11 protein-coding genes are annotated in these 12,180 nt (G+C 61.5%); 4 read left to right on the top strand and 7 right to left on the bottom strand.

Annotated features, from left to right (window positions below):
* Positions 1–73 precede the first annotated feature (73 nt).
* Together DI605_RS03770 and DI605_RS03765 are read left to right on the top strand one after the other, a co-directional pair.
* On the top strand, positions 74–1,156 hold the full coding sequence (locus tag DI605_RS03770) for an NAD/NADP-dependent octopine/nopaline dehydrogenase family protein (RefSeq protein WP_293969248.1): 1,083 nt from the start codon (positions 74–76) through the stop codon (positions 1,154–1,156).
* On the top strand, positions 1,146–2,135 hold the full coding sequence (locus tag DI605_RS03765) for a 3-hydroxybutyryl-CoA dehydrogenase (RefSeq protein ID WP_293969245.1): 990 nt from the start codon (positions 1,146–1,148) through the stop codon (positions 2,133–2,135). The genes DI605_RS03770 and DI605_RS03765 overlap by 11 nt, the downstream gene beginning before the upstream one ends.
* Here DI605_RS03765 and DI605_RS03760 read toward each other — a convergent pair.
* From DI605_RS03760 to DI605_RS03730, 7 genes are all read right to left on the bottom strand, one after another.
* Complete coding sequence (locus tag DI605_RS03760; RefSeq protein WP_293969242.1) at positions 2,119–3,495, bottom strand: FAD-binding oxidoreductase; 1,377 nt, start codon at positions 3,493–3,495, stop codon at positions 2,119–2,121. The genes DI605_RS03765 and DI605_RS03760 overlap by 17 nt on opposite strands.
* Entirely contained in the window at positions 3,492–4,898 is a 1,407-nt protein-coding gene (locus tag DI605_RS03755) for a PLP-dependent aminotransferase family protein (protein ID WP_293969239.1), read from the bottom strand. Before DI605_RS03755 ends, DI605_RS03760 begins: the two co-directional genes overlap by 4 nt.
* 67 nt (positions 4,899–4,965) lie before the next feature.
* Complete coding sequence (gene kynU, locus DI605_RS03750; RefSeq protein WP_293969236.1) at positions 4,966–6,210, bottom strand: kynureninase; 1,245 nt, start codon at positions 6,208–6,210, stop codon at positions 4,966–4,968.
* 5 nt (positions 6,211–6,215) lie between these two features.
* The gene (locus DI605_RS03745) at positions 6,216–7,157 is read right to left on the bottom strand and encodes a tryptophan 2,3-dioxygenase family protein (RefSeq protein WP_293969233.1); all 942 of its coding nucleotides are present in this window, start codon (positions 7,155–7,157) and stop codon (positions 6,216–6,218) included.
* The gene (locus DI605_RS03740) at positions 7,151–8,053 is read right to left on the bottom strand and encodes an alpha/beta hydrolase (protein ID WP_293969230.1); all 903 of its coding nucleotides are present in this window, start codon (positions 8,051–8,053) and stop codon (positions 7,151–7,153) included. The genes DI605_RS03745 and DI605_RS03740 overlap by 7 nt, the downstream gene beginning before the upstream one ends.
* Before the next feature lie 109 nt (positions 8,054–8,162).
* A complete protein-coding gene (locus DI605_RS03735; RefSeq protein WP_293970143.1) occupies positions 8,163–9,536 on the bottom strand; it encodes an amino acid permease in 1,374 nt (457 codons plus the stop codon).
* A gap of 141 nt (positions 9,537–9,677) precedes the next feature.
* Positions 9,678–10,187, bottom strand: coding sequence for a MarR family winged helix-turn-helix transcriptional regulator (locus tag DI605_RS03730; RefSeq protein WP_293969227.1), 510 nt, complete (start codon positions 10,185–10,187; stop codon positions 9,678–9,680).
* A 121-nt stretch (positions 10,188–10,308) separates the two neighbouring features.
* Here DI605_RS03730 and DI605_RS03725 point away from each other — a divergent pair, with 121 nt between their 5' ends.
* Together DI605_RS03725 and DI605_RS03720 are read left to right on the top strand one after the other, a co-directional pair.
* Entirely contained in the window at positions 10,309–11,082 is a 774-nt protein-coding gene (locus tag DI605_RS03725) for a class II aldolase/adducin family protein (RefSeq protein WP_293969224.1), read from the top strand.
* Complete coding sequence (locus tag DI605_RS03720) at positions 11,082–12,059, top strand: ketopantoate reductase family protein (protein ID WP_293969221.1); 978 nt, start codon at positions 11,082–11,084, stop codon at positions 12,057–12,059. Before DI605_RS03725 ends, DI605_RS03720 begins: the two co-directional genes overlap by 1 nt.
* The last annotated feature ends 121 nt before the right edge of the window (positions 12,060–12,180 follow it).

The raw sequence follows: 12,180 nt of genomic DNA, 5'->3' as shown, positions 1-12,180 counted from the left end.
CTTCGGGCCCCGGATAGCTGAACGCGGATAGAATGCCGATACCGGCAGCATATTCTTTCAGGAAGGCGAGAGCATGAAGGTTGCGGTAATCGGCGGTGGCCACGGCTGCTATGCGGCGGCAGCGGAACTCAGCGAAAAGGGCCATGAAGTCTGGTTCTGGCGGCGCTCTGCGGAAGAATTTACAGCTTTCATCGCCCGGCCCGTCATTACCGTAACCGATAAAGCGGGGACACGCGACGTGACAGTGGCGCACCCGACAACGTCCCTCGCCGAAGCGATTGGTAATGCCGAAATCATCGTCCTTCCATTGCCGGCCACCACGCATGACGATCTGGCCGCCGCGGTCGCGCCGCATCTGCACGACGGACAGATCCTGTTCCTGCCGCCCGGCACACTCGGCACGTTGCTGTTCGCCCGCGCCGCACAGGCGGCGGGCAATGGCGCGCGGGTCAGTTATGCGGAAACCGGCACGTTGCCCTACTTAGTGCGCAAACATGGCCCGCAGAGCATCACGGTCAGCGGTTATGCGACGCGGTTGCCGACCGGTTTCTTCCCTGCCGCCAATGCCCGCCAGGCGTTTGAACGGCTGGCGCAAGTGTATCCCGCGATCGAACTGGTCGATGACGCGCTGTCGGGTGGTCTGATGAACGCCGGACCGATCATCCACCCCCCGCTCATCCTGATGAATGCCGGGCCGCTCGAGCATTTCCCTGCTTGGGACATCCACAACGAAGGCACGCAGCCCTCGATCCGGGCGGTCGCGACGGCGCTGGACGCGGAACGTATGCGGCTGCGCGAGGCGATCGGCTATGGTGCACCGCATTTCCCGTTGGCGGACTATTATAACGACGATGGCGACGAATATATGTATGCCCGCTCGGCAAAGGGCGACCTGATCGACAGTTCCGACTGGCGCGAGCGGATCGACCTCAAGACACACCGCTACATGCGCGAGGATACCGCGCTCGGCCTCAGCATGCTGGCCTCTATCGGCCGTTGGGCGGGGCAGCCGATGCCGCTGACCGAAGGACTGCTCGCCATCGCGTCGGCCGTTGTCGGCGACGATCTCTATGCGCGGGGGCGCACGTTGGAATCGCTTGGGATAGCCGGTCTAGATCGCGCAGCCATGACGAAGTTCCTGCATCATGGCTATTGAACGCAGCATCGTCGGCGCCATCGGTGCCGGCCGGATGGGGCGCGGCATCGCCATCGCCTGCGCACTGGCGGGGCATGATGTGCTGCTGATCGATCTCAAGGACCGCGCGCCGGACGAACAGGCGGAGCGGTGGCGAGAGGCCGATGCAGAGATGCACGCCACTTTGGCCTTCTTCCGCGACACCGGCCTGCTCCCGGCCGGGACGGAAGAAAATATTCGCGACCGGATCGCGTTGGTCGATCATGCGAACGCTGCAGAGGCGATCGCCCGGTGCGACATCCTGTTCGAAGGTGTGCCGGAAACACTCGAAGCCAAGCAGGCCGCGCTGGCCCGCATCGGCGACCACGCGCCCCCCGACGCGTTGATCGCCTCGACAACCTCGACGATGGATGTCGAGGCGCTGGCGGCGTGCGTCGTCTCTCCCGAGCGCTTCCTCAACGCCCACTGGCTCAACCCCGCGTTCCTGATGCCGCTGGTCGAAATCAGCCCGGCACGGTTCACCGCTCCGGCCACCACCGCCGCCATGAAAAGCTGGCTTGCGGCGATGGGGAAGGTGCCGGTCGTCTGCCGCGCTTCGCCCGGTTACATCGTGCCGCGTATCCAGGCGCTGGCCTGCGCGGAGGCCAGCCGCCTGGTCGAGGAAGGCGTCGCATCAGCAGCGGACGTCGATCTTGCGATCCAGGTCGGGTTCGGTCTGCGCTTCGCGACGCTCGGCATGCTGGAATTCGTTGACTGGGGCGGCGGCGACATTCTCTACCATGCGTCGCGCCATCTCGCCGCGACGATCGATCCCCATCGCTACGCCACGCCTGACATCGTCGTGTCGAACATGCAGGAGGGCCGCCGGGGCCTGCGCGACGGGATTGGCTTTCACGATTTCCGCGGGATCGACGTCGAGTCCTATCGACAGGGTAAGCTCCGCGATTTCGCAACAATCCTGCGTCAGCGCAACCTGCTGCCGTTCATCGCCCCGGCGTGAGCGTTTCGACCACACGCCCCGGATTGAGGACGCCGGCCGGGTCCATCGTCCGCCGCAGCGTGCGCATCAGCGCGATTTCCTCCACCGTGCGGCTATGGCCAAGCCAGCCGCGCTTGAGCAAGCCTATGCCATGTTCGGCCGACACCGACCCCGCTGCGTCACGGACGGCGTTATAGACCAGCGCCTCGGCCACCGTCCGATCCGCGTCGGTCGGCAGGTCGAGCGCCAGATGCAGATTGCCGTCGGCGATATGGCCGAAGAAATAGGGGCGGCAGCGCGGGATCGCGTCCAGCAGCGCCGCTCGCAAATGGGTGACGAGCGGCCCGATCCGCGCGATCGGCGCACTGACGTCGAACGGCTCGACGATCGTCATGCTACCGACGAGCGGCCCGATCGCATCGCGCAGGCTCCACAGCTGAGCGACCTCCCTATCCGACTGCGCGATGATCGCGTCGGCGACGATGCCGGCATCGAGCAATTCAGAGAGGATGCCGACGAACGGCGCGTCGTCCGCTGCCTCTACCTCGATCAAAATCTGATAGTCGTAGGACACGGCGAAGGGCATGCCCCCTGCGGCGATGGCGCCCGCCGCCTCGAAGAAGTCCCGCCACATGAGTTCAAAGGCACTAACCTGTCCGGGCAGCGCGCGCCCGACCCGGTTGAGCATCGCGATGACGGCGTCATAATCAAGCAGCCCACACAAGGCCGTCTGCCGCCCGATCGCGGGCGGACGCAAGCGCAACACTGCGCGCGTCACGATGCCCAGTGTCCCTTCAGACCCGATGAACAAATGCTTCAGGTCATAGCCCGCGTTATTCTTCAGCATCTGGTTCATCGACGACAGGACCGTTCCGTCGGCCAGCACCACTTCCAGCCCTAGTACCTGGTCGCGCATCATACCTTGGCGCATGACCTGATGGCCCCCGGCATTGGTGGCGATCATACCGCCGATTGTACAGCTGCCGCGTGCGCCAATATCGACTGCCAGCCGCCAACCGGCTTCGGCGGCCGCCTCCTGCGCGCTTTGCAGGATCACTCCGGCACCGACGATCATCGTGCCGGCCTTAGCATCGATGCCTTCGATCCGGTTCAATCGTTCGAGCGACAGGATGATTTCGTCGTCCTGCGGCGTTGCGCCATGGCACATGCCAGTCCGGCCGCCCTGAATCGCGATAGCACGCCCCGCCCGCGCGCAGTTGGCGACGACATCGGCCAATTGTGCAGTATCGGCAGGTCTGACCAGCAGCGCAGGCTTGCCGCTCCGTCCGCCCGCCGCGTCGGTAAGGTAGCGCGGCTCAATCGCGTCTCCAGTCAACGCATGTGCCTCGCCGACGATGGCACGGAGCTGATCGACGATCATGGCCTCATATAGCCGATGTCCGTCAAGCAGGCGGCCAGCCGCTCCTCGAACAGCACGGAATCACAGACAGCGATGTTGAAACGAACCCAGGCGGATGGTGTGGCCGTCGATGAGAACAGCGAACCGGGGGCCAATACGAGTCGCTGTCGCAAGGCCGCTTCGGCGAGATGATCACTCGATCGGCCGTCCTTCATGCAGGCCCAAAGGAAGAAGCCCCCTTCCGGCTCTTCGGATACCGAAAATCCCGCATCGGCGAGCCGCGCAACGACCCCGGTTTGCTTGGCCGCCAGCCGTTCCCGGATACGTGCCATCTGTCGACGATATTCGCCCGATGCGAGCAGTTCCGCAGCGATCCGTTCGCTGATTTCGGACGTGGCGAGGCAGGTCGCCTGCTTGCGTTCGGCCAATCGCGCCAGGATGTCCGTATGCGCCGCGACGTAACCAAGGCGCAAATTGGCAGAGATCGTTTTCGAGAAGCTCGAAAGATAGACGACGCGCTCGAGCTGATCGAGATTGGCGATACGAAAAGCGCGGCCCTTGTAGAAATCACCGTAAATATCATCCTCGACGATGGTCAGGTTGTGACGTTCCGCCAGTCCTAATATCTTGTGCGCATTGATCGGCTGAAGTGTGGCGCCGGTCGGGTTGTGCAATAGTGAGTTGAGGACGATCACCCTGGCTTTGTGTTCCCGGATCGCGCGTTCGAGCGCGTCGAGATCGAGGCCTTCGCGCGAGCGGGGAATTGCCACGAAGTTGATGTCATGCATCTTGAGATAGGAATAGAGCGCATAATAGCCTGGATCCTCAACCAGGATAGTATCGCCTGGCCTGACCAGCGTGCGCAGTACCAGATCCAGAGCATGACTTGCTCCAGACGTTAACAATATCTGGTCCGCCTGTGCCGTAATGCCGGTCTCAATGAGCTTGAGCGCGATCAATTCGCGCAGCGGACGATAGCCCAGCACTTGCGGATATTCGCCGAAGGACTTGCCCGACAGGCGCAGTGCTGATCGTGCGCAACGCTTGAGTGCTTCCTCGTCGAACCAGTCGAGCGGCAGCACACCGGCCCCCGCCTTGATCGTTCCCGAGCTGTCGTGCAAGGCACGGAATAGCCAGCTCGGTCCGATCGGCAATGTCGAGACAGATTTCTCCTCAACGTGATCAAGCTGCTTTTCGACGACGTAGAAACCGGCTCTTTGCCGCGCTCGAATATAGGCCGACGCGGCTAGCCGGTCATAGGCGTTGACGACCGTGAAGGTGCTGATCCCAAGATCCTTGGCCAGCCGACGGACCGACGGCATGCGGGCGCCGGGGGCCAGTCGACCATTTTCGATCAGATCGCGCACTTGCCGCTCGACCTGCGTAACAATCGCACTGTCCTTTGTCAGAATGATCGGCAGCACAGAGCACCTGTATGGGTACGGTTTACGACACAGTTATACCCATATTCACGTGACTATTCAATTATGATCATGTCACTGCCGCCATGGTTCGAAACCGCTCCTCGCGCCAGCTCCCGCTATCGAGAATATCTGCTAGGATCGTGACGGCGTTCCATACATCCTCATAGGAAAGATAAAGCGGTGTGAAGCCGAAGCGCAGCACCGATGGCGCCCTGTAGTCGCCGATCACGCCACGCTCGATCAGGGCTTGGATCATCGCATAACCGTCGGGGTGCGCGAAAGAAATGTGGCTGCCCCGGTCGGCGGCATCGCGTGGCGTGACCAAGGTCAGCCCGTGTCCCGCGCAACGCGTCTCAACCAGTTGTACGAACAGATCGCACATCCGGTGCGCCTTCGTCTCGACACGCGCCATCTCCGCCTCGATCATCAGGTCCACACCAACTTCGAGCGCCATCAGACCCGGCACCGGATGTGCGCCGCACAGGAACCGGGCGATTCCGTCCGCCGGCCGATAGTCATCGACGAAATCGAACGGTCGGGCGTGGCTGAGCCAGCCGCTGAGCGGGGAGACGACCCGGTCCTGATGGCGCTTCGCGACATAAATATAGGCAGGGCAGCCGGGGCCGCCGTTGAGGTATTTGTAGCCGCATCCAATAGCGAAATCGACGTTCACGCCGTCGAGATCAATTTCTATCGCACCCGCGCTGTGGCACAGATCCCATATGACCAGCGCGCCCTTTTCATGTGCCCGCCGGGTGATGGCGGCCATGTCGTGCCGGTTGGCGGTCCGATAATGAACGTGGGTCAGCATGACCACCGCAACGCTCTCGTCGATCGCCTCCACTATGTCGGCCGCGTCGCGCAGGCGCATTTCGATGTTGCGGCCGTGCTGCGCCGCGATGCCCTGCACGATGTAGAGATCGTTGGGAAAATTTCCGGGTTCGGACAGGACGACTGCGCGATCCGGGCGCAGTTGCAGCGCCGCGTCGAGCGCCTTGTAGATGTTGATCGAAGTTGAATCCGCTGCCGCAACCTGCCCCGCAGCGGCACCGATCAGCCGCCCGATCTTGTCGCCGATCCGTAGCGGCGCTTCGTACCAGCCATTGATGTTCCAGCTCTTGATGAGGTCGTTGCCCCATTCCCGCCCGATCACATCCGCCATCCGTGCATTCGTTGCGGCAGGCAGGGCGCCGAGCGAATTGCCATCGAGATAGATCACGCCCGTGGGTAGTGCGAACCGATCGCGAAAACCGCCGAGCGAGTCGGCCCGATCGAGCGCACGCAGGCCGGCAAGGTTCGGTACGTCCGTCATGTCCATTACAGTTCCGTCCTGAGTTCCCAGAGTTCGGGAAAGAAATTATGATCGACGATCTGGCGCAGCCAGCCGACGCCCGCCGTACCGCCAGTGCCGGGCTTGAAGCCGATGAGGCGCTCCACCGATACGAAATGACGATAACGCCAGACCTTGAAGCGATCGCCCAATTCGATCAGCGCCTCGGCCAGATCAAAGAGCTGATCTTCCCGGTCCCGTTCCTTGTAGACGCTGAGCCAAGCCGCGCGCACCGAGGCGTTGCTCTGGTACGGCAGGGTGTAATCACGATTGAGCGCAGCGGCATCGATCGCCAATCCTTGGCGCGACAGAAACGCAACCACATCGTCATAGAGGCTCGGCATGCGTAGAGCCTCTTCCAGCATGGCATGGACCTTCGGAACATGGCGGTGCGGCTTCAGCATCGTCGGCTGCTTGTTGCCGAGCAGGAATTCCAGGCGCCGGTACATGAAGGATTCAAAGCCGGAACCGATGCCCAGATGATCACGAAATTCGAGATAACCCTGCGGTGTGATCGTGCCCAGCACGTCCCAGATGTTGCCCAGATAGGCAAGGATGCGGTGCCCGCGGCGCAGGGCCGGCATCACTTCGGCTAGCGCATCGCGGCGCAGCGCATCCTGCGCACGCAACATCTCTCCGCTCATCAGTTTGAACTGAAGCTCCATCACCTGCGCCATGCAGATGAACGTCAGCTCGTCGCGTCCGTCGCTGCGCGGCTGCTGCAGCGTGTGAAGAAAGTCGGCGTTGATATAGTCGATGAACGGCGTACTGCCTTCTGTACTGTATTCGGCCACATCCATTATCGGCGCGCCACCGGTTTCCGCCACGATGGCGGCCCGCTCCGCATCGGTTTGCAGCGGGATGGCACGGATCGGTCCTTCGCCGAGCAGCGCCTGTCGCGCCGTTTCGAGTTCATGAGACTTCAGCATGGGTGTATCATTCCTTGTGCAGCTTCTTGACCCAGCAGGTTTTTGACGACGAGTGTGCCCAGCGTCGTGCCGGGATCGGCAAGGTCGTAGACCAAATCGAAGTGATTGCGCCCTTGCACCTCGGCGAGGACCACCGATACGCCGCGTCGATCAAGTGTTTCCGCAAACTCTCGGCTTTGCCGCTTGAATTCGCCCGTCTCGTTGTTCCCGAAGAGAATGTTGACCGGCGGCAGATTTGCGTTCGAAATATCTCCCCGGAACTGGGGGCTATTGGTCAGCGCGTCCTGAAGGGACAGCCCAATCGGATCGTTGACATAGGTCAGCATGATCGGACGCAGGTCGAAGATGCCGCTCAGCAGGGTGAGGGACGCCAGTCGCATGAGCGCGTCTGCTGGCTGCAGCAGCGCAGCCATCGCCGCCAGGTGCGCGCCGGCCGAGCAACCGGACAGGTGGATCTTGTCGGGATCAATGCCGAGTTGTTCCGCATTTGCATGAATCCATTGAACGGCCGCGCAACAACGCGCGACCATGCACTCCATCGATGCCGTCGGCGCGAGGCCATAGTTGATCGCGATATAACTGACGTTTTGCCGAAGGAAATCCGGTGCAGGAAAGGCGTGATAGTCCTTGTTGAGTTCCTGCCAATAGCCGCCATGTATAAAAATCATCACTGGTCGCGGCTCTCCCTCAAGTGCCGAAGCACAGGGAAAGATATCCAGGCACTCATCTTGATCCGGCCCATAATATAGGGTTCGATAGGCGGGTGTGTTGTGGCGCACCCCTTGGCTCATTCGGCTATAGTCAGCCAATATTTCCGGCAGATTGTCGATACAGGAACTGGGCGAATATTCCCGTTCCAATGTCGCCCTGTCCGCAATGTCACGAAACACATTCACGCTGTCTTCCCCAGTTGCTTTCGCTTTGGATAAAAGGAAAACTTGGCAGGCAGCATACACACGCCGAGTTGATTGTCGGGAGGTGTATTGCACTCCGCTCCGATACAGATCAGCCCCTGTTCGGGCGCCGCATTCGATGCCATGCGAGCGCGAGCAAAGCATACCAGAGGAGGACCAGCGCGAAGGTCGGCCACATTTCCTTTCTGGCAGCCAGCAACGCCACAGTCAGGGCGATGAACATCAGGACAATCGTACTGGACCAGGGAAATAACGGCATGACGAAACGTCGAGCTGGTCGGGTGCCCCGATGCGCGCGCCGATAGGCCCAATGCGACAGGATAATCAGTGCCCAAACCGACAGCAGCAACAGGGCAACCGTCGCGATGATCGCGCCGAAGATGCGGTCCGGAATAAGCCAGTTGAGGAATACCGTGACGAGCAAGGCGCCAGCCGACACGGAAATCGCCGTGACGGGAAGGCCGGCTGGTCCGGTGCGGGCAAGCCATGCTGGCGCGTGATGCCGCTCCGCCAGCGACGCCAGCATGCGGCCCATCGCGAACAGGCCTGTATTGCAAGACGAAAGTACAGCCGAAATGACGATCAGGTTAACCACCGCGGCGGCCTGGCCGAACCCGACATGCTGAAGCATGTCGATGAACGGGCTGCTTCCAGCGGAAAAGCGTGTCCAGGGCATGATGGTCATCACGATCGCGAGGGCGCCAACATAAAAGACCAGGATGCGAAGGATGACGCCGTTAATCGCGCGGGGCAGCGATCGTTCGGGCTGCTCGGTTTCGGCTGCGGCCAGGCCGATCACTTCGACGCCGCCATAGGCGAACAGGGCAGCAGGCAGCACCGCGACGAGCCCGATAAGTCCATGCGGCAGGATGCCGCCCGATCCCAGAAGATTGCCTATACCGGCATGGTGGCGCGCCGCCAGACCCGGTGTGAACAGGATGACCAGACCCAAGGTGATGATGCCCAGGATCGCCATCACCTTCAGGAGCGAGATGATGAATTCGAGTTCGCCGAACAAGCGGACGCCGCGTAGATTGATCGCATAGACGGCGAGCAGAGCGACCAGCGACGGGAGCCATTGCGGTAAATCGGGGAACCAGAATTTCGCGAATATCCCGACAGCGGTGATCTCCGCGGCGCCCGCGAGCATCCAGTTCGCCCAATAGCTCCAGCCGGTCATGAATCCGGCAAAAGGACCGAGATAAATTTCGGCATAGCTGCTGAACGATCCGCGCGCCGGGTCGGCGATGGCCAGTTCGCCAAGCGCCCGCATGATGAGGAAGACCATGACCCCGCACAAGGCGTAAGCAATCAATATCGCCGGGCCGGCTGTTGCTATCCCCCCACCTGACCCCAGAAACAGGCCGGCGCCGATCGCGCCGCCGAGCGCCATGAACTGCAAATGCCTGTTAGCAAGGCCTCGTCGCCTGGCCGGTGTCTCGGTAGAACCATTCCAGCGCGCCATGCTCAAACACTGTCTCCCCTTATGGTGTTCGCAGTAGACCGTGCAGGACACCCCTCTATGGGATAAGCTTTGCTCCATTGTATGCGGAGATACAGCCCTGCGCCCATGCTCGAAACTGTACTGCCCATTACTCCATAACAGTCAGGCGTCAGCGAACGGGTCGTCATCGACATTCAAGCGGGCACCAACATATTGCTCCAACTTGCCCAATATTGTCAGCAGGGCATCTCGGTCCGCGTCGCTCAGCGCTGACAAGACCGCGCTTTCATCCTCGCGCCGCCGCACCGCGATGCGGTCATAGGCCACGCCGCCCTCGACTGTCAGCGTCACGACCTGCTTACGCCGGTCGGCCTTGGGACTACGCGACACGATATAGCCCGCTTTACGGAGAAGCTGCACGCCCCGCGTCGCTGTAGCGACATCGACCGAGAGCCGATCGGCGATCTGGGTGATTGTCGATGGTCCATAGGCTACGATCACCATCATGACCCGCCAGGACCGCGTAGTCATATATGGCTCATCGACAATATCGCGCGGCTCCAGAGACGCCAGCAGTGTGGCGAGACGGTCGATCCGATAGGGAAGATAATTGTCCAGGGCGATCGGGTTGTGGATCACCACGCCTAGCGGAAGCGCAATGCTTTTGGGCATTTTTATCCTTCTCTCAGTCCTATGTCCTTTCGCAGCATTTTGCTGTCGCGTCCATAGATGCAATTGACTCGTTGCATATGCAAGAATATGCTTGCAGTGCATAGGCATGAAAGGCGTTCGGATGGCAGTTTTAGCGACGGTACCCTCGGTCGGCACCCGCGACTATAGCGCTGAGGAATGGGGGCTGCGCGTCGAACTCGCGCGCTTCTATCGGCTCGTGGACTATTTCGGATGGACCGAACTGATCTTCAATCACATCTCGGTCCGCCTGCCCGGACCTGACCATCACTATCTGATGAACCCGTTCGGCCTAAATTACGACGAGGTGACGCCGGACAACCTCATCACCGTCGCGCTGGACGGCACGCTGGCCCGCCAATCGGAATATAAGGCCAATCCTGCCGGATTCTCACTCCACGGTGCGATCCATTCCACCCGAGAGGATGTGTTGTGCGTCGCGCATACGCACAGCATCGCAGTTTCTGCGGTCGCGATGAAACAGGGCGGTATCAGTCATGATAATTTCTACGGCGCGCAGCTTATCGACCGGGTCGCCTATCATGATTTCGAGGGGATCACGATCAATCCCGGAGAGATGGCGCGCATGGTACAGAGCCTTGGCGACAAGCATGTGCTGGTCCTCCGCAATCACGGCATCGCGGTTTGCGAACGTGATATTCCCAACACGTTCGTGTTGCTCTGGAAAGTCCAGCGCGCGGCGGAGGTGCAATGTCAGGCCGGCATGCTCCCCGGTCCGAACATCGCGTTGAGCAAGGCCGTGGGCCAGAATTGCGTCGAAGCGTCCGACTATCTTATGCAACACGCCTCCTTCTGCCGCCTGATGTTCGACGCGACTGTCCGCAAGATGGAGCGCGAGCGTGGCGGCTTTGCCTGATGGACGTTAGGAGCCGCGCCGCCGACACGCCGCCGCGCATCGTGGTTATCGGCGCAGGCGCGATCGGCACGGCGATCGCCGGCCGGCTTGCGGCGGATGGGCAGGATGTTCGCATTGTCGCGCGCGGTGCGCGGCGGCAGGCGCTGGAAGCCCATGGCGTAATCCTGCGCGAAGGCGGCGGGGTCACGCGCGCGCGGCCGCCCGTCAGCGCGCCCGATCAGCCCTCGCCGCATGACATCGTGATCCTAGCAGTAAAATCGCATCAGCTTGCCGAGAGTGCGGCCTCCCTCGCCGCATTCGCTGCGCCCGGGGCGCTGGTCCTGCCATTGGTGAACGGCGTGCCGTGGTGGTTTTTCAGCGAGCAGGCCCGAAGCGATCTACGCTTTGTCCTCAATTCGGGTGATGTGATCGGGGACGCGCTACGCGATACCGTCATCGTGGGCGCGGTGGTCTATACCTCTGCCACATTGGTCGAGGGGATCGCCGATGTCGTCGGTCGCCAACATATCGTATTGGGCATGACCGGACCCGGCTTCGTGCCGGACCACCTGCGGCGCCTTCTCGACCGTGCCGGCATCCGCACACAAATCTCGCCCGACATTCGCGGCGCGGCCTGGTCAAAGCTGATGCTGAACGCCGCCAGCAATCCGGTCTCTGTGCTCGCACAGGCTAGCCTGGGGCAAATTGCGTCCGATCCCGATCTTTTCGCTGTCATGATGGAGGTGCTGGAGGAAATGGCCGCGCTGGGGGCAAAGCTTGGTCATGCGTCGCCATTCGACCGCGATGCGGTCAAGGGCTTGATGCAGGCCCGCGGCGATTTCCAGACATCGATGTTGCAGGATTACCGGGCCGGCCGTCCGCTGGAGTTGGGAACCCTGTGTGAGGTGCCCCTAGCCATCGCGGACGTGGTCGGTCATCCGATGCCCGCGCTGCGCTGCATAACGCGGCTGGCGCGATTCCACGACCAAGGTATGTAAGGTCTGTCATTATAGTTGACTATTCACGTGAATAACGTAGCTTTCGATTCTACCCAGAAGGAGAAAGCCGTGCCCATCACTGGCAAGCCTGAAGAAAATCTTCCAGCCATCGATACCGGCC

Origin of the sequence: Sphingomonas sp., from assembly GCF_003248515.1 — a bacterium.
GTDB lineage: Bacteria > Pseudomonadota > Alphaproteobacteria > Sphingomonadales > Sphingomonadaceae > Sphingomonas_I.
The sequence above is the reverse complement of the archived record's forward strand: the minus strand, read 5'-3'. Positions and strand labels throughout refer to the sequence as shown.

Coding starts and splice junctions, on each gene's coding strand:
- DI605_RS03725 (WP_293969224.1), top strand. CDS start 10,309: ATGGCAGTTTTAGCGACGGTACCCTCGGTCGGCACCCGCGACTATAGC.
- DI605_RS03730 (WP_293969227.1), bottom strand. CDS start 10,187: ATGCCCAAAAGCATTGCGCTTCCGCTAGGCGTGGTGATCCACAACCCG.
- DI605_RS03765 (WP_293969245.1), top strand. CDS start 1,146: ATGGCTATTGAACGCAGCATCGTCGGCGCCATCGGTGCCGGCCGGATG.
- DI605_RS03735 (WP_293970143.1), bottom strand. CDS start 9,536: ATGGCGCGCTGGAATGGTTCTACCGAGACACCGGCCAGGCGACGAGGC.
- kynU (WP_293969236.1), bottom strand. CDS start 6,210: ATGACGGACGTACCGAACCTTGCCGGCCTGCGTGCGCTCGATCGGGCC.
- DI605_RS03720 (WP_293969221.1), top strand. CDS start 11,082: ATGGACGTTAGGAGCCGCGCCGCCGACACGCCGCCGCGCATCGTGGTT.
- DI605_RS03745 (WP_293969233.1), bottom strand. CDS start 7,157: ATGCTGAAGTCTCATGAACTCGAAACGGCGCGACAGGCGCTGCTCGGC.
- DI605_RS03760 (WP_293969242.1), bottom strand. CDS start 3,495: ATGATCGTCGATCAGCTCCGTGCCATCGTCGGCGAGGCACATGCGTTG.
- DI605_RS03770 (WP_293969248.1), top strand. CDS start 74: ATGAAGGTTGCGGTAATCGGCGGTGGCCACGGCTGCTATGCGGCGGCA.